The organism is Geodermatophilus ruber (assembly GCF_900114385.1).
In the GTDB taxonomy this organism is placed as follows: domain Bacteria; phylum Actinomycetota; class Actinomycetes; order Mycobacteriales; family Geodermatophilaceae; genus Geodermatophilus; species Geodermatophilus ruber.
The window spans coordinates 265,158-287,371 of sequence record NZ_FOSW01000002.1 but is presented as its reverse complement, the minus strand read 5'-3'; the positions used below and the strand labels follow the sequence as shown (position 1 = coordinate 287,371).

At 71.2% G+C, this 22,214-nt stretch carries 17 protein-coding genes; 10 read left to right on the top strand and 7 right to left on the bottom strand.

Annotated features, from left to right (window positions below):
* The first annotated feature begins 646 nt into the window (after nucleotides 1-646).
* The 10 genes from BMZ50_RS04035 (at nucleotide 647) to BMZ50_RS03985 (ending at nucleotide 14,858) form a co-directional block, all read left to right on the top strand.
* Nucleotides 647-1,399 carry an IclR family transcriptional regulator gene (locus tag BMZ50_RS04035; protein ID WP_177212635.1) on the top strand — a complete coding sequence of 251 codons (753 nt, stop codon included), beginning with the start codon at nucleotides 647-649 and terminating at the stop codon, nucleotides 1,397-1,399.
* 345 nt (nucleotides 1,400-1,744) lie between these two features.
* Nucleotides 1,745-2,716 (top strand): Bug family tripartite tricarboxylate transporter substrate binding protein, encoded by a 972-nt coding sequence (locus tag BMZ50_RS04030; RefSeq protein ID WP_091321481.1) that lies wholly within the window; start codon nucleotides 1,745-1,747, stop codon nucleotides 2,714-2,716.
* Between the two features lie 77 nt (nucleotides 2,717-2,793).
* Nucleotides 2,794-3,201, top strand: a complete 408-nt coding sequence (locus tag BMZ50_RS04025) for a tripartite tricarboxylate transporter TctB family protein (protein ID WP_177212634.1) — start codon at nucleotides 2,794-2,796, stop codon at nucleotides 3,199-3,201.
* Nucleotides 3,202-3,278: 77 nt separating this feature from the next.
* Nucleotides 3,279-4,898, top strand: coding sequence for a tripartite tricarboxylate transporter permease (locus BMZ50_RS04020; RefSeq protein ID WP_091321477.1), 1,620 nt, complete (start codon nucleotides 3,279-3,281; stop codon nucleotides 4,896-4,898).
* Between the two features lie 23 nt (nucleotides 4,899-4,921).
* Nucleotides 4,922-6,529: an FAD-dependent oxidoreductase gene (locus BMZ50_RS04015; protein WP_245753374.1), complete on the top strand. Its 1,608-nt coding sequence runs from the start codon at nucleotides 4,922-4,924 to the stop codon at nucleotides 6,527-6,529.
* A gap of 86 nt (nucleotides 6,530-6,615) precedes the next feature.
* A complete protein-coding gene (locus tag BMZ50_RS04010) occupies nucleotides 6,616-7,950 on the top strand; it encodes an FAD-dependent oxidoreductase (RefSeq protein WP_091321473.1) in 1,335 nt (444 codons plus the stop codon).
* Between the two features lie 36 nt (nucleotides 7,951-7,986).
* The gene (locus tag BMZ50_RS04005) at nucleotides 7,987-8,964 is read left to right on the top strand and encodes a zinc-dependent alcohol dehydrogenase (RefSeq protein ID WP_091321471.1); all 978 of its coding nucleotides are present in this window, start codon (nucleotides 7,987-7,989) and stop codon (nucleotides 8,962-8,964) included.
* Nucleotides 8,965-9,034: 70 nt separating this feature from the next.
* Nucleotides 9,035-10,876: a bifunctional sugar phosphate isomerase/epimerase/4-hydroxyphenylpyruvate dioxygenase family protein gene (locus BMZ50_RS04000; protein ID WP_245753331.1), complete on the top strand. Its 1,842-nt coding sequence runs from the start codon at nucleotides 9,035-9,037 to the stop codon at nucleotides 10,874-10,876.
* 1,822 nt (nucleotides 10,877-12,698) lie between these two features.
* Complete coding sequence (locus tag BMZ50_RS03990; RefSeq protein ID WP_177212633.1) at nucleotides 12,699-14,087, top strand: MFS transporter; 1,389 nt, start codon at nucleotides 12,699-12,701, stop codon at nucleotides 14,085-14,087.
* 72 nt (nucleotides 14,088-14,159) lie between these two features.
* Entirely contained in the window at nucleotides 14,160-14,858 is a 699-nt protein-coding gene (locus BMZ50_RS03985; protein WP_091321467.1) for a nitroreductase family protein, read from the top strand.
* A 480-nt stretch (nucleotides 14,859-15,338) separates the two neighbouring features.
* Here the strand turns inward: BMZ50_RS03985 and BMZ50_RS03980 are convergent, their stop codons facing one another.
* The 7 genes from BMZ50_RS03980 to BMZ50_RS03950 form a co-directional block, all read right to left on the bottom strand.
* Nucleotides 15,339-16,358: a phosphotransferase family protein gene (locus tag BMZ50_RS03980; protein WP_091321465.1), complete on the bottom strand. Its 1,020-nt coding sequence runs from the start codon at nucleotides 16,356-16,358 to the stop codon at nucleotides 15,339-15,341.
* Entirely contained in the window at nucleotides 16,355-17,578 is a 1,224-nt protein-coding gene (locus tag BMZ50_RS03975) for an acyl-CoA dehydrogenase family protein (protein WP_218146084.1), read from the bottom strand. Before BMZ50_RS03975 ends, BMZ50_RS03980 begins: the two co-directional genes overlap by 4 nt.
* A gap of 48 nt (nucleotides 17,579-17,626) precedes the next feature.
* Nucleotides 17,627-18,811 (bottom strand): thiolase family protein, encoded by a 1,185-nt coding sequence (locus BMZ50_RS03970; RefSeq protein ID WP_091321463.1) that lies wholly within the window; start codon nucleotides 18,809-18,811, stop codon nucleotides 17,627-17,629.
* 114 nt (nucleotides 18,812-18,925) lie between these two features.
* A complete protein-coding gene (fabG, locus tag BMZ50_RS03965) occupies nucleotides 18,926-19,687 on the bottom strand; it encodes a 3-oxoacyl-ACP reductase FabG (RefSeq protein ID WP_091321461.1) in 762 nt (253 codons plus the stop codon).
* Nucleotides 19,688-19,803: 116 nt separating this feature from the next.
* Complete coding sequence (locus BMZ50_RS03960; protein WP_091321459.1) at nucleotides 19,804-21,045, bottom strand: LLM class flavin-dependent oxidoreductase; 1,242 nt, start codon at nucleotides 21,043-21,045, stop codon at nucleotides 19,804-19,806.
* Between the two features lie 28 nt (nucleotides 21,046-21,073).
* Complete coding sequence (locus BMZ50_RS03955) at nucleotides 21,074-21,379, bottom strand: EthD family reductase (protein ID WP_091321457.1); 306 nt, start codon at nucleotides 21,377-21,379, stop codon at nucleotides 21,074-21,076.
* 61 nt (nucleotides 21,380-21,440) lie between these two features.
* Nucleotides 21,441-22,211, bottom strand: a complete 771-nt coding sequence (locus tag BMZ50_RS03950; protein WP_091321455.1) for an SDR family NAD(P)-dependent oxidoreductase — start codon at nucleotides 22,209-22,211, stop codon at nucleotides 21,441-21,443.
* Nucleotides 22,212-22,214: the final 3 nt, after the last annotated feature.

The following is a 22,214-nucleotide window of genomic DNA, read 5'->3' as shown; positions in this document are numbered from 1 at the left end:
GCGGCCCATCCCGAATGCGAGCAAGCGGCCGGCTTGGAGCTTTGCTCCCCCGATTGGACTCGAACCAATATCCGTGCGGTTTGATCTTGACGCTGTCGCGACAGTTAGCGGATGTTGAACGCGCAGATCTAGGGCGGTGTCGGACGTTGACCATGATTGGTCGCCACCTGCGTCTGACGGTGGCTTATTGGTCGCAAGTCGGTCGCGCCCCACGCCCCTCGGCGAGGCACAACGAGACCGACCAAACTCCTACTGCGAGCCCTGTGAATCAGGACTGAGGGATCCGGATCCACCCTTCCTCAACGCTTCCCCAATTTGACACCAGCCCGGATTCTGGAGTCACAGAGACCCTCGCCGTCTTGGTCTACCGATCGCTGAACATGTGCGTCGAGGACTGCATTTGGGAGCGTCAAGACCTCATAACGGGGCGGGGCGACCGGGCCAGGTGCAAGCCGACCGCCCGAGCCACACGGCTTCGATCGCAGGCAGTCCGGGCGGCGCCTGACCCCTCGAGCAGGGCTCATACGGGTTCGCTGTGTCGTGTCTTGACTCACAGGGCATCGTGGGTCACCCTACGCACATGCCATTGAGTGAAACTCCCTCCACTGAGCGGAACGGGGGAACCGAGCGGAACGGCGCCTCCGCCGTGATCGAGCGGGCATCAGCGGTGCTCTTCGCCTTCACGGTGGAGCAGCCGGAGCTCGGCCTGGGCGAAGTCGCCAGGAGGACGGGCCTTCCGGCGAGCACCGTGCGGCGCCTGCTGGTTCAGCTGACCTCCGTCGGCTTGGTCGAGCAGGACCCCGAAACTCAGCGGTACTCCCTGAGCCTGCGGCTGGCTCAGCTCGGGTCAGTGGCGCTGGAGCGCGTGGATGTCATCCGACTGGCGCGGGCCGCGATGCAGGAAGTGACCGACCAGGTCGGAGAGGCTGCCTTCCTCGGCCAGCTCACGCCCCATGGCGTCGTGTACCTCGCGGTCACGCAGCCCCCCGTCTCGGTTCGGGTAACGACCCGGGTCGGTGATCTCCGCCCCGCGCACACGACCGCCATGGGCAAGGTCCTGCTGGCGGCGCTCAGCCCTGAAGAGCTGCGGCTCCGGCTGCAGGAGCCCTTGGTCGCGAGCACGAACCGCAGCCATGTCAGCCTCCCCGACCTGCTCGCGGAGCTGGGGGAGGTGCGCGCGTCGGGACTGGCGACCAACTTCGGCGAGGCGCATCCCGAGTACAGCTCCGTCGCGGCACCGGTTCTGGACCACCGTCGTCAGACGGTGGCCGCACTGGCCATCTCGGCGCCCACCTACCGGGTACCCGAAGACGCGCTTCCGCGGCTCAGCCGCGCGGTCGTCGCCGCGGCAGCGGCGGTCTCCCAGCAGCTGGGTTGCCCGCTCGCCCATACGGCCTGAATCGGGCCGGCATCCCCCGCCGGTTCGACAGAGATCCACACGAGACAAAGGTCAACGATGACCCGCCCTGCCCGGCTCCTTCCGCCCCTTGACGCCGAGCATGCGTCCCGTCCCATCCGGCCAGGCCCGTCCCGGCTGTAGCGCCACCCCGACCGGTCACCGAACCGGCCCGCCCCCCTGCGCTTTCCCCGCCTCCCGGCTGTCCCCAGCTGGGAGCGGGTACCTCGTGCTGCTCGCCTCCGAGCGGTCACGCGCTCGCCGATCCACGGCGGGTCCGCCCAGCTCAGCGTCTGCAGCCCTCCTCAGCTCCGCCACCCATCTCCCTGAACACGGAAGGACACCTTCATGCGCATCACTCGGCACACTGTCGCCCTCGCGGGCACCATGCTCGTCCTGGCCACGGCCTGCAGCGCCCCCACCAGCGGGAACGACGCCGCCGAAGAGGACTTCCCATCGAAGACGGTCAAGATCATCGTCCCGTTCGCGCCCGGCGGCTCCCTGGATGCCAACGCGCGCATCCTCGCGGACTGCCTGAACAACGATTCCGGTGAGTGGATCGTCGAGAACCGGGAGGGGGGCGGCGGCACCATCGGGGTCAACGACCTGATGTCGTCCTCCCCGGACGGCCACACCCTGGCCTACGTCTCCTCCAGCGGCGTGGCCCTGACGCCGCTGGTCAACGACGCCGCCACCTACAGCGCCGAGGACTTCGAGCCGGTGGCCATCCTGACCGAGGCGCCCTCGGGTCTCCTGGTCCGCCAGGACTCGCCGTACCAGACGGCCGAGGAGTTCTTCGCCGCCGCGGACGCCGGCGGGGTCACCATCGCGACGACCGGGGCGCTGGGCGTCTACCACCTGGTGGCCAGCCAGCTGGCCGAGGAGACCGGGGTCACGCCGGTTCCCTTCGACGGCACCGCGCCCGCGGTCACCGCCGCGCTGGGTGGGAACGCGGACGCCGTTCTGATCGAGGTCTCGGGGAGCACGCTGGAGCAGCTTGAGAGCGGGCAGTTCCGGGCGCTGGCGACCGGTGCCACCGAGCCGGTGGACTTCCTGCCGGGTGTGCCCACCCTGGCGAGCCTGGGGTATGAGACCGCGGTCTCGTCCAACTACGGCCTGCTGGCGGCTCCGGCCGGCGTGCCGGCCGAGGTGCTCAGTGCCATCGATGAGCGGGTCACCGCCTGCGCCACGCAGCAGGACGTCGCCCAACTGATCGGCGAGAACTTCGCGCTCAACCCCCCGATCACCGGTGCGGATGCCCAGGCCGTCATCGATGAGGCCGCAGAGCAGTACGCCGCCGTGGTCGAGGCCCAGGGATGACCGCGGCCGCGGCTGCGACCGGGGTCTCCGAGACGACCGAGGAGCGCCCTTCCCCGGCCGAAAACGGGTGGCGGGCAGTGGTCCGACTCTGGATCGGGCCGACGACGCTGGGTGCCATCGGCGTCGTCGGCCTCATCGGAGCCATCCACCTGGGGGTGGGCACCACCTCGGTGCCCGGCGCCGGGATGTGGCCGGCCGTCGCTTCGACGCTGATCATCGTCTCCGCTCTGGTGATGGGGCCCCAGCCCGACACCGAGGCGGTCCACCGCACCGACGCTGTGCGAGTCGGCGGCGCCCTGTCCCTGCTGGCGCTGTTCATCACGCTGTTCACCTACACCGGGATCTTCATCCCGGCCCTGGTGGTCCTGGCGCTGTGGTTGCGGTTCCTCGCCGGTCGTGGGCTGGTGTTCTCGCTGCTCACCGCGGTGGGAACCGCAGGCGGTCTCCACCTGCTCTTCGGCGTCTTCTTCGGCGTCGGTGGCTGAGCCTCGCGTGATCACCACGGGCCGGCTCCTGCGCCGCGACGTCGTTCCCCCCGCTACTGGCAACTGGAAGAACTAGCGTGGACATTCTCGAAGGACTTGGTCAGGGACTGGCGGTTGCCTTTCAACCGACCAATCTGCTGTTCGTCTTCGTCGGTGTGCTCATCGGGATGGTCATCGGCGTCCTGCCGGGCCTCGGCCCGACCGCGACGATCGCGCTGCTGCTGCCCCTGACGTTCGGCCTGGAGCCGGCCACCGCCGTCATCATGCTCGCCGGCATCTACTACGGGTCTATGTACGGGGGCACTATCACCTCCGTCCTGCTGCAGCTCCCGGGAGAAGCCAGCTCCGTGGTGACCGTCATCGACGGTCACCAGATGGCCCGCCAGGGGCGGGCGGGCGCGGCACTGGGCATCGCCGCGATCGGATCGGCGATCGGTGGCGTGGTCGCCACCGTCGGGCTGATCCTGCTCGCGCCTCCGCTGGCCGGTCTGGCCCTGAGACTGGGCCCGCCGGAGTTCACCTTCATTGCCATGCTCGGCCTGGTCCTGGCCGCCTACCTGGGGACTAGGTCCTTCGCCAAGTCCTTCGGCGCCGCGGCGCTGGGCCTGCTGCTGGCCACCGTCGGCCAGGACCCCATCGAGGGCACCTCCCGGTTCGCCTTCGACAGCATCAACCTGCTGGGCGGCCTGGATTTCGCCGCGATCGCCATGGGCCTGTTCGGCGTGGGGGAGGTCCTCTACAGCCTGGAGCAGCGCCAGGGCGGTCTCGTCATCGCGAAGAAGATCGGGCGCGCCCTGCCCAGCAAGGCGGAGTTTAAGCAATCACGCGGTGCGATCGGGCGCGGCAGCGTCCTCGGCTTCGGGCTCGGCGTGCTCCCCGGCGGGGGCGGCATGGTGCCGCCACTGGCCTCCTACGCCATCGAGAAGCGGTTCTCCAAGAACCGGGCCAACTTCGGCCGCGGCGCCATCGAGGGCGTGGCCGGACCGGAAACCGCGAACAACGCCGGCGCCCAGGCGGCCTTCGTTCCCCTGCTGACACTCGGATTGCCGGCCAACGGGGTTCTCGCGCTGATGTTCGGCGCGCTGCTCATCCAGGGCATCACGCCCGGACCCCAACTGGTCGACCAGCACCCCGCTGTGTTCTGGGGCGTCATCGCCTCGATGTTCATCGGGAACCTGCTGCTCCTGGTGCTGAACATCCCGCTGATCGGGGTCTTCATCAAGATCCTGCGCATTCCGTTCGCCGTGCTCGGGCCCATCGCCGCGATCGTCACGCTGATCGGCGTCTTCACGATCAACAACGACATCTTCGACATGTGGGTCGTGCTGGCCTTCGGCGCCGTCGGCTACCTGATGCGCAAGGCCGGGTTCGAACCCGGGCCGCTGGTCCTGGCGTTCGTGCTGGGCGTCATCGTCGAGCGGTCCATGCGCCAGAGCCTGCTGCTGGCCAACGGCGACCTGGACATCTTCGTCACCCGGCCGGCCTCTGCGGTTCTCCTGGCGGTGCTGGTGTCCCTGGTCCTCATGGCCGCCGTGCAGGCAGTCCGGCGGCGGCGCCACGCATCGCCGCCGACCGGCGAGCACGACGCCGCCGAGGCCCAACTGCCGAACGGGGAGCAGGCCCATCCGGTCACCGGCGCCCCCGTGACCGCCGGTCAGGTGGCCGAAGCGCCCTGCGAGCCGGGGGCGCAACGATGAGGAGAGCGCACGGCGTGAACGAGATGGCGACCGAGATCCTCATCGTCGGTGGTGGTCTGAGTGGTGTCGCCGCCGCCCTCGCGGTAGCGGCGGCGGGACGGCGGGTCGTGCTCAGTGAGGCGCTTCCCTGGCTGGGCGGTCAGCTGACCGCGCAGGCCGTGCCGCCGGACGAGCACCCATGGGTGGAGTACCAGCTGGGCTCACGCAGCTACAGCCAGTTCCGGGAGAAGATCCGCCAGCACTACCGGGAGCACTATCCCCTCACCCCGGCCGCGCGCGCCGACACCCGGCTCAACCCGGGCGCCGGCAATGTCAACACGCTCTGCCACGAGCCCCATGTGGCCGCGGCCGTGATCGAGCAGCAGCTGGCCGCCTACGTCAGCGCGGGTCGCATCTGGCTCCTGCGCGGCTACGAACCGGTGGCCGCCGAGTGCACCGGCGACAGGATCGATTCCGTCACCCTGAGGAATCGGCAGGTGGGGCATGACATCGTGGTCACCTTCGACCTGGTGATCGACGCCACCGAGCTGGGTGACCTGCTGGCGCTGGCCAAGGTGGAGCACGTCACCGGCGCCGAGTCGCAGGCCGACACCGGGGAACTGCACGCCCTGGAGGTCGCCGATCCCCTCGACCAGCAGGCAATCACCTGGTGCTTCGCCGTCGATCACCTGCCAGGTGAGGACCATGTCGTGGCCCGGCCCGCCGGCTACGACCACTGGCGCCGGATCCAGATCCCGTCCTGGCCCGGCCCCCAGTTCAGCTGGACGGTCAGTGACCACGTCACGCACCGCCCCCGCGTCCGTCAGCTCTTCGACGGGGAGCCCGACCAGGTGTGGGCCTGGGACCTGTGGCATGCCCGGCGCATCGCGGCTCGCCGCCAGCACGCGGACGGATTTTTCACCAGTGACATCACCCTGGCCAACTGGCCGCAGATGGACTACTGGGCCAAGCCCGTCCTCGGTGTGGACGACGAGTCTGCGCAGGCTGCGATGGCCGAGGCCAAGGAGGTCAGTCTCGCCTTCCTCTACTGGATGCAGACCGAGGCTCCCCGCCCCGACGGCGGCCAGGGTTACCCGGGGCTGAGGCTGCGCCCCAACGTGACGGGCACACACGACGGTTTCGCCATGCAGCCGTACTTCCGTGAGAGCCGCCGGATCGTGCCGGAGTTCCGCGTGCTCGAGCAGCATATCGGGGTCGAGGCACGCGGCAGCGCCGGAGCGGCCGAGACCTTCGCCGACAGTGTCGGCATCGGCGCGTACCGCATCGACATCCACCCGACCAGCACCGGCCGCAACACCGTCGACATCGATTCCTACCCCTTCCAGATCCCGCTGGGCGCCCTGATCCCGGCACGCGTCGAGAATCTCCTGGCCGCCGGCAAGAACATCGGCACCACCCGGATCACCAACGGGGCCTACCGCGTCCACCCCGTCGAATGGAGCATCGGCGAGGCCGCCGGCGTGACCGCAGCCCAGGCAGTGCAGCGACGCACGACGCCGCGGGCGATCCGAAACCGCCCCAGCGAACTGCTCGTGCTGCAGGGAGCCCTGACCGCGCGCGGCGTGGATCTGCGGTGGCCGAGCTTCGCCGCCCTGACGCCGACCTCCCGCTCGGGGTGGGTCGAGGCGTGACCCCGCCTGACCGCCCTGGTCCCACCCCTCTGTGTCCCCGGCTCGGCCCAGACCGCACTCATCCACCAGGCCCGTCGAGGAGCCCCATGTCTGACCTCAGCAGCACCGTCGACGAACCCGACCGCACGGTGCCCGTTCTCCGTGACACCGACGTCCTGGTCGTCGGCGGAGGGCCGGCGGGGGTCTGCGCCGCGGTCGCCGCGGCCCGCACCGGCGCGCGAGTCCTGCTGATGGAGCGCGCGGGCTTCCTCGGCGGTACGGCCACCGGTGGCATGGTGGCCGCCTGGAACGGGTTCTTCTGGCGGGACGTGCGGGTGACCGGGGGGATTGCATACGAGATCGTGGAGCGGCTCCGCGCCGCCGGTGGCGGCCACCCCAGCTTCGTCCACCACATCGCCGGAGAGCTCACCGACAGTCCCCTCGGCTTTGAGACCTTCCCGTTCGACCCGGAGATCCTCAAGTTCGTCCTCGACGACCTCGTCGGGGAGGCCGGCGTGCAGGTTCTGCACCACGTGCACGCCGCCGCGCTCACCCGGCACGACCGAGCCGTCGACACGGTGATCTACGAGGGGCCGACCGCGCGAGGGGGCATCCGCGCCCACCGCGTGATCGACGCGACCGGCAGCGGCACGATCGCGTTCAAGGCCGGGGCGTCCGCGGCACCGATGAGCCTGCCCACGCAGCCCATGACCCTGATGATGCGCCTCAGCGGTGTGAACCGGGACGAACTCGCCGCCACCGCCAAGGCCGTGCGACGGGAGATCGTCCACGCCGGCGTGGAGCGGGGATCGCTGTTCTACCGCACCCTCGCGGTGTCCTGGAGCCCCAGCAACGGCGATGCCTTCCTGCTCATGACCTCGGTCAACGGCAAGGACGCCGCCGACGAGTTCGAGCTCACCGGCGCCGAGATCGAGGGGCGTCGCCAGGCCCGCAGCACGCTGGCCTACCTGCGGGAGCACATGCCCGGCTTCGCCTCGGCCCAGCTCGTGCAGCTGGCTCCCTGGATCGGGGTCCGTGAGTCCCGGCGCGTGCTCGGCGAGTACGTCCTGACCGGGGACGACGTCCTCACCGGCCGCGCATTCTCCGATGCCGTGTCCTGGGGCGGCGGCCCCCTCGACCTGCACGAAGGCCACTCGGTGAGCCTGACCAGCCCGCAGCGGCCCTTCGCTGTCCCCTACCGGTGCCTGCTTCCCCTCGGCATCGACAACATGCTGGTGACCGGCCGTGCCGTCTCGGCAGACAGCGCGGGCATGGGCGGGCTGCGGCACATGGGCGGGGTCATGCCCGTCGGCGAAGCCGCCGGTGTGGCGGCAGCGCTGTCGCTGGCAGCAGGTCTGCGCCCCCGCGAGCTTTCCGTCGACGACCTCCGCAACCGACTCCGCCGAGCCGGCGTCATCGTCGACTCCCCGGTCGGGCGCTAGCCCGGTCCCCCTCCACACGAATCGGAGTACTGCCCCATGCACGCGGCTGTCCTCACCGCCCCCGGTCAGTTGCGGTCAGTTCAGCTCCCCGAACCCGACTGCGGCCCCCAAGACGTGCTCGTGCGCATGCGCGGCCTGGGCCTGTGCGGAACCGACCTGGCCGTGTACTCCGGTGCCCGGATACCACCGACCGGCTCCTGGCTGATGGGCCACGAAGGCGTCGGCGAGATCGTCGCCGTGGGGTCGCAGGTCCACGACCGCGCGGTGGGCGATCAGGTCGCCATAGAACCCAACTACTGCTGCGGCCGCTGCCGAGCCTGCCGGGCGGAGCTCACGTCGTCCTGCCAGAACCGGGTGGTCGTGGGGTTGAACCACCCTGGACTGCTGGCCGAGTACGTGAGCGTCCCTGGGCGCTTCACCTGGCCAGCCCCACCGAGCATCGGGATCGAGGACCTGGTCTGCGTCGAACCGCTGACCGTGGCCCGCGCCGCGATCCGGCGCGGCTCCGCCGCCTCGACGTCGCGCTGCCTCGTGGTCGGTGCCGGCTCCCAGGGCCTTCTCATGGTTCTGGCGCTACGCGCCATGGGAGCCAGGGTCTACGTGCAGGAGCCGCACGACGGCCGAGCCGAGCTCGCCCTGGCCCTCGGTGCGCGGGCAGCCGCCGAGCTCGGGGATGCCGAGATCGACGTGCTGTTCGAGACCTCGGGGGTGCCCCAGGCCCTGGGAGCTGGACTCGAGCACCTGGCCGCCGGCGGCACCGCGGTCCTGGTGGGCATCAGCAGCCGGCCGGTCGACCTGACCACCGCTGCCCTCGTCTACCGCCAGCACACGCTCCTGGGCTCGCTCATCTACGACCACCCGGTCGACTTCCCGAGCACCATCCGGGCACTGGCACGCGACGAGATCCGCCCGGGCGTCGTGCTCCAGGCCCGGTACCCGTTCCGTGAGGCAGCCGAGGCCTTCGCCTCGGTGGCAGAGGTGCCGGGGAAGGCGTGGATCTCCTTTGACGACTGAGGTCGGCCTTTTCCTCCCTCCCGGTCGGACCGGCGGGCGCAACCGAAGCCGGAATGAGCCGCTCCGACGGGTGGTCGCCACGGTGTGCCTGTCGGGCACGCTGGAGGACAAGCTTGCGGCGGTGGCTGCGGCCGGATTCGACGGGATCGAGGTGTTCGAGAACGACCTGATCGCCACGCCCTGGTCACCGGCCGAGGTCGCTGCACGCTGCGCGGACCTCGGCCTGTCGATCGACCTGTACCAGCCGTTCCGCGACCTGGACTCAGTCGACGAAGAACAGTTCGGGCGGAACTTGCGCCGGGCCGAAGCCAAACTCGACCTGATGGTGGCCCTTGGCGCGGACACCGTGCTGGTCTGTTCGTCGGTAGGTGACGACGCGGTCGCCGACGTCGACCGACTCGCCGGGCAGTTGCACACCCTGGCCGAGCGGGCGGCCGCCCGCGGGCTGCGGATCGCCTACGAGGCGCTGGCCTGGGGACGGCACGTGTCCACCTGGGACCGGTCGTGGGAGGCCGTCCGCCGCGGTGACCACTCGGCGCTCGGGCTGTGCCTGGATAGCTTCCACGTGCTCTCCCGCGGCAGCGACCCGACCGGCATCGCGGACCTGCCCGGGGAGAAGCTGTTCTTCCTGCAGCTGGCCGACGCCCCGCACCTGAACATGGACGTGCTGCAGTGGAGCCGCCATCACCGCCTCTTCCCTGGTCAGGGCGGCTTCGACCTGCCCGGCTTCCTCGGCCAGGTGCTGGCCGCCGGCTACTCCGGGCCGCTGTCGCTAGAGGTATTCAACGACGTCTTTCGGCAGACCGATCCGGCCCGGACAGCGGTCGACGCGATGCGCTCGCTCCTCGCGCTGGAGGAAGCGCTGGCCGGCCGCGACCCCCGACTGCCGGAGAGGGTGCGGCTGAGCACGCTCCCGCCGGCCCCACCGGTGGCCGGATACGCCTTCACCGAGCTCGCCGTGGACGGGGTCTCCGGCCCGGTCATCGCCACCGCCCTCGCCACGCTCGGCTTCACCCACACCGGGCAGCACCGCTCCAAGCCGGTGCAGCTGTGGGAGCAGGGCCGCGCCCGGGTGCTGCTCAACGCCGCCGTCGTCCGGTCGGATGGCGCCGGTGCCGCGGCGATCAGCGCGCTGGCGGTGGAGACCGCGGACCCGGTCGCCTCCGCGGCCCGCGCTGAGGCGCTGCTGGCCCCGGTCCTCCCCCGCAGTCGCGGCGCGACAGAGGCCGACCTGGCCGCGGTTGCTGCCCCGGACGGCACAGAGGTGTTCTTCTGCCGCGCCGGCGCCGACTGGCTCACCGACTTCCTGCCCACCCGCAGCCGACCAAGCCCCAGCGCCGGGCTGACCCACACCGACCATGTCGCCCTGGCCCAGCCCTTCGACCACTTCGACGAGGCGGCGCTGTTCTACCGTGTGGTGCTGGGCCTGCAGCCGGACGCCACGACCGAGGTCGCCGCCCCGTTCGGGCTGGTCCGGCACCGCGCGGTCACCGACTCCGACCACACCGTGCGGATCGGGCTGTCGGTGGCGCTGTTGCGCCGCGGGGAGTGGGCACCCGGCGTCCCCGACCCGCAGCATCTCGCCTTCGCCACTGACGACATCTTCGCCACCGCCCGCGCGCTGCACGCCCACGGCGCACCGCTGCTGGAGGTCCCGGCCAACTACCACGACGACCTCGAGGCCCGGCTGGACCTGGCCCCGGAGACGCTGGCCGCGATGCGTGAAAGCGGCGTCCTCTACGACCGAGACGAGCACGGCGAGTACTTCCACCTGCACACCCACGTGCTCGGCTCCCGGGTGTTCTTCGAGGTGGTGCAGCGGATCGCCGACTACACCAGCTACGGCACGGTCAACGCCCCCGTCCGCATGGCCGCCCACCGCCGACTACGGATGGCCGGCCCGAAGCGGTGACCGCGCTGCAGCGCCCCCGGTAGAACGCGTCCACGGCCGGCATGCCGCAGCTGCGGGTCCGGGTAGTCCTGCTCTTCCGCCACGCTGAGCGGCCGGACGCGGACTGGAGCCGGCGATTCGACTATAAGAAGCATCCTGGAAGGAGGCCGTAGGCGCGTGTCTGTCGGGCGATTGTTGACGAAAGTTGGTCGTCGAGGCGACCACAGCGGCTCCGCCAGGCCGCTGACCTGCGGTTCTGCTCCCCCGATTTGACTCGGACCAATATCCCTGCGAATTGATCTTGACGGTGTTGGCAGCCGTCGGGCAGCGATGGATGTGCAGGTCAGCGTTGTCCTCCAGCACCGGACGTCATCGGCTGTCGAGGGCTACTGAGGACGGATTGTTGGTCATAGATTGGTCGCGTCCGTCGCGAACCGGCCATCCTAAGGTCCGCACGACCTCCTCGACCGGAGCTGGGAGGGAACGGATGGCGACCAACCGGCCTGACCCGGGCGAATTCCTCGAACTGGCGCAGCGGATGCTGCGGGAGCTGTTCGGCGATCCGCGCAGCGATGACCAGCCGTGAGCGGAGGCGACGCGTCCTCCGCGGGAGCGCTCGGAGATCCCGCCGGGCAACCACGAGCCCAGCGCCGAGCGGTAGCGCGAGAACCTCACGTTCGCGCTCGCCACGCGCGCCGTCGAGGCGCTCGAGGATCTGGCGCTCAACGTCGCGGCGATCCGTCAGCGCCTCGAGCGCACGGACACGCAGGCCTCGGGAGCGCGACCCGAGACCGAGGAGCGAGGCCCGAACAGCTGACGCCCCCGGGCAGTGACCTTTCGATCTCACTGCGCCTGGGCCGCAGCAGGCGACCGCTCTACCGATGCTCGGCCCTCGCCGCCCAGCCGACGCCGGGAACCGGGCAGCGGCCCTCGTCGCCGTGGAGGCGACTCTTCAGGCAGGAGAGGAGCCCCGCCCGATGGGCAGGGCTCCTCCGGGGCCGGCGGATGCGGCCGGTCAGGCGGCCTGCCGCTGCTCATGGCCCGGGACCTGCCCAACATCCTTGGTACACCCCAACCAGTCCCCGGGGCGGTTTAGGGCGCAAGGGCAGAAGAGCCGGTGTTCCCTGCTGCGCTGGGCGGCCGGCGGGCCCTGGAAGATGGTCTGTGTAGGAACTCGTGGTCCGAGCCTGGGGTTTGCCTCAGTTGGGGCACGCTGGGCGTGGCCGCCGAGCTGACCGATCATCTGGGCTACGAGCGGGGTGATCAGCCCGGTCGTGGCTCGCCGAGGCCCTCGTCGCACGCACGGAGCTCATTGACGCGTGGCGACTGTTGGCCGACAGCACCCCGAGCTCCCCCATCTCCTGCCTCCACGCTGGCCGCGCGACGACATCCGCGAGATCTTCCTGGAGCTGCCTGGTCGACTGGACCCGTCCCCAGCCAAACCCCGATGCCGCTCCCCCTCGTCGAGCACTTCGTCACCACGCCGGATTTCGCGGCCCTGAGGAGCACCGACGCCCTCAGGGCCGCCGCGGACGAGCCTCGAGGGAGTGGCCCGCAGTCTCCCGCCCGCCGTCGTCGCGACGATGTGTGCGAGGCCAGCGAGAAGCCGGTCTGCACCGCCGAACCGGTCTTCCGCTTCTTCGGCCGACCACGACTCTCACGTTCGGCACCACAGATCTACCTGCCGGCGCCGCCGGAAGCAGCACATTCGGAGCGACCGCGCCATGGACGGGCTCCCATTGTCCCTGGCCGAGACCCACTCCACTGTTCCTCCCGACCGCCCAGTCGGGCGGGTCCCTCACGGACACGCCTCGAGGGCGGTCCCATCCGGGAAGGAGCCGGGGTGAGCGTGACAACAGGGGCGGCACGACCGTCCATCAGGATCGACGGCAAGCGGCGGTGGGTCTTCTACGCCGTCCTGTACACCAACTTCGTCGTCTGGCTGGACACGGCCAAGTTCAGCGTCCTCACACCGTTCTGGGCGGCTGACCTGGGAGCCGACGCCACCGAGATCGCCAGCATCTCGGCGTCGTACCTGTTGGGCTACTTCCCGATGCTGTTCCTGGCCGGGGTCCTCGCCGACCGGATCGGGCCGCGGCTCATGCTGCTGATCTGCCTCACCGGCGTTACCGTGCTCGGCGGCAGCATGGCCTTCGTCCAGACCGTCGACGAGATGTACTGGCGCAACATGCTGTTCGGCGTCTTCTTCGGCTTCTTGTGGGCGCCCTGCCAGCGGATGCTCGCCGTCTGGTTCGCCCCGATCGAGACCGCCAAGGTGACGGCGGCGTGGGTCGCCTCGCTGATGATCGTGTCGGTCGTCGCGCCACTGATCGCGCTGCCCATTGCCTCCGCCTGGGCCTGGGAAGAGGCGTTCCTGATCATCTCGGCGCTCGGCATCCCGGCGATCATCGCCATCGCGGTGTTCACGCGGAACCGGCCCGACCAGCTCCCGGGCATCAGCGCCCAGGAACTCGCGCACATCAACGTCGGTCGGGACGAGGCCGCCCGCGCCAACGTCCCCCTGCGCGAGATCGCCAAGGTGTTCCGCTCGCGCAGCGTGCTGTTCATGGTGGCCGCCGGTGCCCTGGCGACCACGCCGACCTGGCTCATCGGGACGTGGAGTACGTACGGACTGATCACTCTGCAGGGCATCGACCCGGACGTGGTGACCTACCTGGCGCCGCTGGCCGCCGTTCCGGTCATCCTCTACGCGTTCGGGCACGGCCGTGCCGTCGCGGGACCGTTCCGGGGTCGGCTGCGCCCCCCGATGGTCCTCGGTGCCGTTCTCGGCGCGGTCGGCTTCCTGGCGGCCGGACTGCTCAACCTGCCGTGGCTCGCGTGGATCTTCGCCATCGGAACGCTGGGCTTCATGGTCGACCCGCTGTTCTGGGGCAGCCTCAACACCTACTGGCTGGGGGTGGCCAAGCCCGAGCTGACCGGCACGCTCAACGGTGTGGCAGCCGGACTGCAGGTGGCCTTCGGCTACGTGCTGGTCAATGCGTCGGGGCGCTGGCTCGACACCTCCGAGGGCGGCCTCAACCAGCTCGACACCCTCTGGATCGTCGGCGGCGTCATCTACCTGGTGGCGATCATCCCGGTCCTGCTGTCGAAGGACGTCCGCATCCACCAGGAGCCCGACCCCACACCGCCGCCGCCACTGCCCGGGGAGGCCCGGTCCACCCCCGACGCGCCCGAGCCAAGCGTGCGGCCCCTGCCCGAGCCCACCACCTGATCCGCCGTCGTGCCGGCCGGCTCCTGGCCGGCCGGCACACCCGTCTCGTCCCTGCCGCCGAACGGAGACCTGATGACGTCGACCACCGAGCCCCAGGAGGACATCGTCCCCCGGAGCACCGAGCCACCCTTCGACACCGCCGAGATCGACCGGTTGCTGACCACGACCCGGTCGGTGCGCCGGCGGCTGGACCTCTCCCGCCCAGTCGCCCTGGACGTTGTGATGGAGTGCCTCCAGACAGCCGTCCACGCCCCGTCTGCCTCGAACACCCAGCTGTGGCGCTGGCTCGTCGTCACCGACGAGGGCCTGAGGCACGAGCTCGCGCGCCTGTACCGTGCCGGCGGCCAGGACTACCTGCGGGCAAACGCGGAGAACCCGGGCGACGAGTCGTCCCAGCGGGTCTACCGCTCGGCGCAACACCTGGTCGACGTGCTCGACCAGGTGCCAGTCCTGGTCGTCCCGTGCATCGCCGCCGAGGTCGACCAGAGAAACGCACCGGCCCTCTACGGCTCGGTCTTTCCCGCTCTCTGGAGTTTCATGCTGGCACTGCGTGCCCGAGGGCTCGGCTCCACCTACACCACGTTCCACCTCGCGCACGCGAAAGAGGCCGCAGCACTCCTGGACATCCCACCGGGCATCACCCAGGTCGGGCTCGTACCGGTGGCCTACACCGTGGGAACGGATTTCGGCCCGGCGCGCCGGCGCCCCGCGACCGAGGTCACGTACCTGGACCGATGGGGCGCCCCGGTTCCTCCGGCAGCCACGGGATGAGCGGGACGGTCCTGCCGGTCGTCCGGCGTTGCCGGCGACGGTCCACATCCAGTTCGAGGTCACGTGGACGAGGTCCCGGACATCCCGCAGGGTCGGGACGGCGACCTGCGGTTGTGCTCTCCATATACCCGGGCGTTCCGGGGGGGCGGCTCGTCCAGAACGGGAGCCAGCACCCTCGGCGGGAGCGGACACAGCTTGATGCCACAGGAGCCGAACACTTCTACGGCCGGTCGTCGGTACACCGCAGCCATCCGGCGGGCCACCGCGACCGGTCCCTGCCCGGACGACGGTCACCCCACTCCGACAGGGAGATGGCCGATCGGCTCGTGTGCACGGCCCGAGCCACCTCTGTCGGGGTGAGCCTGGCTGCCCTCCGGGCTTCCCCCAGGGTCCGGGGACGGCGGAGGTCCGGTGCGGTCCCCGCGACGGTGCTCCACGACGCGCTCGACGCCGCCACCCCCGGCGCACCGAGCGTGCTGGTCATCGCCGCCCGAGCGCCCCGAGACCGGCCGCGACCAGCTCGGGCACGGCCTCCGCGGCCCGCGCGGCACCCCGGCCTGCATCCGCGCCTGCGCGGGCCCGATGGGCGATGCCCTCGGCGATGACCGCGAGCTTGAGGTGGGCCAGCGCAAGGAAGAACGGCCAGTCGCCGAGGTCCCGCCCGGAGCCGCGGGCGTAGCTCTCGGCGAGATCGTCGGGGGACGGCAGCCGGGAACTGGTCCAGGCAGCGGGGATGCCGAGGATGACGTCGAGCGCCGGGTGGCGGTAGACGCACATCAGCGCCACGTCGGTCAGCGGGTCGCCGAGCGTGGACAGCTCCCAGTCGACGACGGCACGAACCGTGCCCGAATCGTCCCGATCGAGGATGGCGTTGTCGATCCGGTAGTCCCCGTGCACCACGGTCGCCTCCGCCGACGACGGCACCGAGTCCGCCAGCCGGGCGTGCAGTCGCTCCAGGTCCGGGACGTCCCGGGTCCGGACCTGGTCCCACTGGCGACGCCACAGCGCCACCTGCCGGGTGAGGAAGCCCTGCGGGCGACCGAAGTCGGCCAGCCCCACCGCCGGTACGTCGACGGCGTGCAGCGCGACGAGCACGTCGACCAGCGCCGCGGCGGCCCGCTGCACCTGGTCGTCCGCGAGCCCGGCCAGGTCGTCGCGGTCCCGGACCACCACGCCGTCCACCCACTCCACGATCGTGAACGGTGCGCCCAGGACCGTCTCGTCCTCGCACAGGCTGACCGGACGGGCCACCGGCACCCCGCTCCCCCGCAGGGCGGTGGTCACCCGCCACTCACGGACCATGTCGTGCGCCGATGCGGTGAGGCCGGCCAGCGGGGGACGGCGCACCACCCAGCGGGACGCCCCGTCGCTCACCGCATAGGTCAGGTTGGACCGCCCCCCGGCGATCAACTCGGCCCGCAAGGCCCCCGCCGGCTCGATGCCCCGCTCCACGAGGTGGACGTGCAGCGCACCCAGGTCGAGGCCGGGCGGGACGGTCACGACGAGGCTCGCAGCCGGGCGGCCTTGACCGCGCGCTTGGCGATGGCGAATCGGTGCACTTCCGACGGCCCGTCGTAGACCCGGAAGGGGCGGACCTCCCGGGCGATCCGGGCGATCGGCAGGTCGGCGGACACCCCGAGCCCCCCGCACAGCTGCATCGCCCGGTCCACCACGCGCCCGATCGCCTCGCCGCCGAACGCCTTGGCGATCGACGTCTCCTGCGACGCCGGCGAGCCGGCGTCCAGGGCCGCGCAGGCGACGTCCAGCAGGGCTCGCGTGGCGGCCAGGTCGATCTCGTTGTCGGCGATCATCTGCTGCGCCAGGCCCAGGTCGGCGATCGCGCTCCCGAACCCGCGCCGGGCCGCCGCGTGCTCCACCGCCACCTCGTGGGCCCGCACGGCCGCTCCCAGCCACCGCATCACGTGGGTCATCCGCGCCGGCCCCAGCCGCACCTGGGCGTTGGCGAAGCCCTGGTCGACCTCGCCGAGCACGGCGTCGTCGGCGACGATCAGCCCGTCGAAGACCACCTCGCAGTGCCCGCCGACCATCGAGCGGTCCATCGTCGGCACGTGCCGGCCCACCTGGAGCCCCGGTGCGCCCGCCGGCGCGAGGAACATCGTCCCGCCGCCGCGCTCGCCCGGCTCGCCGCTGGTGCGGGCCATGACGATGAAGAACCCGGCCCCGTCGGCGCCGGTGATGAATGTCTTCCGCCCGTCGATCCGCCAGCCACCGGGCACCCGGGATGCCGTCGTCGCCAGCGCCGCCGGGTCCGAGCCCGCCCCGGGCGCCGGCTCCGTCATCGCGAACGCCGACCGGACGACGCCGGCCGCCAACGGCGCCAGGAACTCCTCCCGCTGCGCCGGCGTGGCCACGTGCGCGAGCAAGTGCACGTTGCCCTCGTCGGGCGCCGCGGCGTTGATCGCCAGCCCGCCGAACACCGAGTACCCGGCCGCCTCGAACACCCGCGCGCGCTGCACCATCGACAGACCCAGCCCGCCGACGTCCACGGGTGCGTGCGGCGCCAGCAGCCCCCGTGCCCGGGCCGCGCCCTGCAGCTCGCGGCGCAGCCCGTCCCCGCCCGCGGCGGTCACGTCCCCGTCGAACCGGTCCTCCACCGGGAGGACCACCTCCCGCACGAACTCCCGCGTCCGCGCCACCAGGTCGGGGACGTCGGGCTCGGCGCCACGGGCTCCGGCGGGCACGGCGGTCGTACTGCTCACGGGGTCGGTCTCCTCTGGGGGTCGGGACGGGGCGGGACCGCGCGGGGGTCAGCCGATGCGGCGGAAGAGGGCGGCGAGCGCCTGGCCGCCGCCGATGCACATCGACACGACGCCGAGCTCGAGGTCGCGGCGCACCAGGTCCTGCACCACCCGCAGGGTCAAGATCGCCCCCGTAGCGCCGACCGGGTGGCCCAGGGCGATGGCGCCGCCGTAGGGATTGGTGCGCTCGGGATCGAGACCGGCGTCGCGGATGCAGGCGACGGCCTGGGCGGCGAAGGCCTCGTTGAGCTCCACGGTGCCGATGTCGGCCGGGGTGGTCCCGGTCTGCTCGAACAGCGCCCGCAGCGCCAGCACCGGGGCGTAGCCCATCAGCTCCGGCTCCAGCGCGGCGGTGGTCACCGCCTCCAGGGCGACCAGCCCGGTCGCCCCCCGCTCGCGGGCGACGTCCTCGGTGGCGAGCACCAGGGCGGCCCCGCCGTCGTTGATGCCCGAGGCGTTGCCCGCCGTCACCGTGCCACCCTTCTCGAACGCCGGCCGCAGCGCGGCCAGCGCCTCGGCGGTGGTGCCCGGCTTGGGGTGCTCGTCCGCGGCGACCGTCGTCGGCCGGCGCCCGCCGGTCGTCACCGGCACGATCTCCTCGTCGAAGACGGCCTTCGCGTCGGGGGTGGCGGCCCGGCGCTGGGACTCGAGGGCGAACTCGTCCTGCTCGGCCCGGCTGATGCCGTACTTCGCCGCGACCCGCTCGGCGGTCACGCCCATGTGGATGTCGTGGAACGGGTCGGTGAGCATCATGACCGTGCCGTCGACCAGGGTGCGGTCGCCCAGGCGCCAGCCGTTGCGGGCGCCGAAGTCGTAGAACGGCATCCGCGACATCGACTCGTCCCCACCGGCCAGTGCGATCGACGCCGCTCCCCAGCGGATCTGCATCGCCGCCGACCACACCGCCTGCAGTCCCGAGCCGCACAGCCGGTTGACCGTGTGCGCGGGGGTCCGCGCAGGGAGCCCCGCGGCCAGGGCGACCCGCCGGGCGTTGTAGGCATCCGCGCCGACCTGGCCGATGCAGCCCATGACGACCTCGTCGACCTCCTCAGGGGCGACCGAGGTGCGGTCCAGCGCGGCCCGGGCGGCCGTGGCGCCCAGCTCGTGCGCCGGCACCTCCTTCAGCACGCCGCCGAAGCCGCCCACCGGTGTCCGGGCGCCACCGAGCACGACGATCCGACTGCTCTCCGACATGTCCGTCCTTCTTCTTCCGAGGTCGCTGACGCGGATAGGCGAGGCACGCCCGGGGCTCCCGTCCACCCTGGGAGCACCGGGCTCCGGCTGCCCCGTGCCGGCGGGGCACGGCGCTCAGGTGCGCGGGCCGCCGGCGACGTAGACCACCTGCCCGGACACGAAACTCGCACCCTCGCTCGTCAGGAAGGACACCACGTGCGCGATGTCCTCGGGCTGTCCGACCCGCCGTACGGGGATCTCCGCGGCCGCGGCCGCCATGAACTCGCCGAACGGGACGCCCACCCGCTCAGCGGTGGCTCGGGTCATCTCCGTCTCGATGAAGCCAGGGGCGATCGCGTTGGCGGTCACCCCGAACTTGCCCAGCTCGATGGCGAGGGTCTTGGTGAAGCCCTGCAGGCCGGACTTGGCCGCCGAGTAGTTGGCCTGGCCGCGGTTGCCCAGCGCCGAGGTGCTCGAGAGGTTGACCACGCGGCCCCACCCGGCCTCGACCATGTGCCGCTGCACCGCGCGGGTCATCAGGAAAGCACCGCGCAGGTGCACGCCCATGACCGTGTCCCAGTCGGACTCGGTCATCTTGAACAGCAGGTTGTCCCGGGTCACCCCGGCGTTGTTGACCAGCACCGTCGGGGGGCCCAGCGCCGTGGCGACCTGCTCGACGGCCGAGGCGACGGCTTCGGGGTCGGCCACGTCCACGGCGGCGGCGAACGCCCGCCCGCCGGCGTCCCCGATGGCCTCCGCCGTCTCCTTCGCACCGCGCTCGTCGAGGTCCAGTACCCCGACCGCGAAGCCGTCCTCGGCCAGCCGACGGGCCACGGCCGCCCCGATCCCGCGGGCCGCGCCCGTCACCACTGCTGTCCGTCCGTTCCCGCCGCTCATCGTCCTTCTCCGCTCGTCGTCCCGTTGAACCGTCGTCCGCCGGAGCCCGGCCCGGCGGCCGGACGACGCACACGGCGTCGCCCGGCCACCGACGTCGGCTCGGCCCGGCGGGCCGCCTACTGCGGCAGCCCGCTGCCGAACTTCGCGGCCACTCGCTCCTGAGAGACCTTCGGCGTCCAGCGGTCCTCCTGGTCGGCCCACAGGTCCCGCAGCTGCGGCATGACCTCGGTGCCGAACAGCCGGTTGTTCTCCGCGGCGACCTCCTCGGGCAGGTTCCCGACGTGCATGCAGGTGATCAGCTGGCCGATCCGCAGGTCGGTCGCCAGCTCCCGCACGCGCTGCGCCACCCGGTCCGGGGTGCCGGCGATGATGTAGCCCAGCTCGTCGTACTCCCAGAAGCTGAGCTCGCCCCGCGTCGCCCGGCGCCGCTCGTCGTCGGACATGACTTTTGCCCGGTTCAGCGTGCTCCGGATCGACGCCGGCGTGTTGTACCCCGGCGGGGTCGCGAACTCGATGGCGGTCGGGTTCTGCCGGTAGAAGTACTTGACCGCCTCGGAGTACTGCCGCTCGGCCTCCTCGTCAGTATCGGCGCAGCAGATGACCTGGGTGAAGGCCATGCGGTTGGGGTTCATGTTCCCGCCCTGGCTCTCGGTGTAGTCCCAGAACCCCTTCACGATGGGCTCGGCGCTCTGCTTCCCCGAGAAGGACAGGTAGCCGTAGCAGTAGTCCAGGGCGTTGACGACATCCCAGGTCTCCGGGCTGCCGCTGCCCGGGATCCACACCGGGATGTCCTCCTGGACCGGCCGCGGCCAGGTGTTCACGTACCGCAGCTGCGTGTACTTGCCGTTGAAGGCGAACGGTTCCTCGGCCTGCCACGCGCGGGTGATGAGGTCGCGCGCTTCGTGGAAGCGTTCGCGCAGCTCGATCGGCGGGACCCCGTAGGAGAACGCGGTGTCCATCGGGGTGCCGAACACGATGCCGGCGATGATCCGGCCACCGGAGAGGCAGTCCAGCATCGCGATCTCCTCGGCGACCCGGATAGGCGGGTTGTACAGCGCCAGGGAGTTGCCGCACAGCGCGATCGCGGCGTTCTCGGTGGTCGCCGCGAGGATGCTGGCGATGAGGTTGGGCGACGGCGTCATCGCCAACGACGTCTGGTGGTGCTCGTTGAGCAGCAGCGAATCCCAGCCCAGACCGTCGGCCTGCTGCATCAGCCGCAGGTACATGTGGTAGTCCTCGCCCACCTGGACGGGGTCGGCCACGTTGATCGGCGCCGTCACCCAGGAGCTGCGGTTCACGTCCCCGTAGTCCGGCGGGAGCTTGGTGTAGTACTGCTGGGCGAACCAGTGGAACTTCATCGCAGGGTCCTCTCCCTGGCCGTGTCGCTCAGGCGACGACGCCGACGAGGCGGGTCGACGACGTGGTGCCGGGGAAGTTGGCGACATCGGCGCCGAGTGCCTTGCCCTCCTCTGACCCGAGGGCGGCCTGCATGGCCGCGGGGTCGTCGAAGGTGAGCTCGGCCATGAGGTGGTACTTCGGCAGCGAGCCGTCGGGGCCAGGCTGGAACAGCGTGACCTCGATGTCGTTGAGACCCGGCACCTTGCGGGCGAGCGGCACGTGGTTGGCCATGTAGTAGGCCTCGAACGCCTCCACGTCGGAGGGGCGGTCGTACAGGACGGTGAGCTTGATCATGAGGCCCTCCTGGGGCTGGGTGGCGGGTGGTGCGGATCGGGGTGCGGTCGGACGGGTGCGGTCAGCGGCCGCTGGAGCCGGCCTCCATCGACCCGCCGTCGACGCGGTAGGTCTCCCCGTTGACGAAGGCGGACTCGTCCGAGGCGAGGAACAGCACCATGTTGGCGATGTCGCTGGGCAGCCCCACCCGCGGCGAGGCGACCGTGGCCAGCGCCGCGGCCGGCAGGTCGGGTACGGCGTCGAGCAGCTGCTGGGTCTGGATGACCCCGGGGGCGATCGCGTTGCAGCGCACCCCTTGCTTGCCGTGCTGGGCGGCGATGTACCGGGTCAGCCCGATGACCGCGGCCTTCGTCGTGCCGTAGGCAGTCAGCGCCGTGCTGCCGCGCAGCCCGCCGATCGAAGACATGTTGATGATGGAGCCGCCGCCGTTCTCGACCATGTGCGGCAGCGCGTACTTGCAGATCAGGAAGATGCTGCGGACGTTGGTCGCGAACGCGCGGTCCCACATCTCGACCGACGTGTCGATCACGGTCGAGTCGGTGAACCACGCGTCGGGCCCGACGAGCGCGGCGTTGTTGTGGATGACGTCGACCCGGCCGTGCGCGCCGATGACCGCCGCGACCAACTCCTCGATCGACTGCTGGTCGGTCGCGTTGAAGTAGATCGGGGTCGCGGCGTCCCCGATCATCGCGGCGGTCTCCTTGGCGCCGTCCAGGTTCAGGTCGGCGATGACCACCCGCGCGCCCTCGCGCGCCAGCGTGACCGCGGTCTCCCGACCGATGCCCGCCGCGCCGCCGGTGACCAGCGCGACCTTTCCTTCGACCCTGCCCATGGC

What these genes read in the sequence shown, in the direction of transcription:
- BMZ50_RS04030 (WP_091321481.1), top strand. Translation starts at nt 1,745, where the DNA reads ATGCGCATCACTCGGCACACTGTCGCCCTCGCGGGCACCATGCTCGTC.
- BMZ50_RS04015 (WP_245753374.1), top strand. Translation starts at nt 4,922, where the DNA reads ATGGCGACCGAGATCCTCATCGTCGGTGGTGGTCTGAGTGGTGTCGCC.
- BMZ50_RS04010 (WP_091321473.1), top strand. Translation starts at nt 6,616, where the DNA reads ATGTCTGACCTCAGCAGCACCGTCGACGAACCCGACCGCACGGTGCCC.
- BMZ50_RS04005 (WP_091321471.1), top strand. Translation starts at nt 7,987, where the DNA reads ATGCACGCGGCTGTCCTCACCGCCCCCGGTCAGTTGCGGTCAGTTCAG.
- BMZ50_RS03985 (WP_091321467.1), top strand. Translation starts at nt 14,160, where the DNA reads ATGACGTCGACCACCGAGCCCCAGGAGGACATCGTCCCCCGGAGCACC.
- BMZ50_RS03970 (WP_091321463.1), bottom strand. Translation starts at nt 18,811, where the DNA reads ATGTCGGAGAGCAGTCGGATCGTCGTGCTCGGTGGCGCCCGGACACCG.
- fabG (WP_091321461.1), bottom strand. Translation starts at nt 19,687, where the DNA reads ATGAGCGGCGGGAACGGACGGACAGCAGTGGTGACGGGCGCGGCCCGC.
- BMZ50_RS03960 (WP_091321459.1), bottom strand. Translation starts at nt 21,045, where the DNA reads ATGAAGTTCCACTGGTTCGCCCAGCAGTACTACACCAAGCTCCCGCCG.
- BMZ50_RS03955 (WP_091321457.1), bottom strand. Translation starts at nt 21,379, where the DNA reads ATGATCAAGCTCACCGTCCTGTACGACCGCCCCTCCGACGTGGAGGCG.
- BMZ50_RS03950 (WP_091321455.1), bottom strand. Translation starts at nt 22,211, where the DNA reads ATGGGCAGGGTCGAAGGAAAGGTCGCGCTGGTCACCGGCGGCGCGGCG.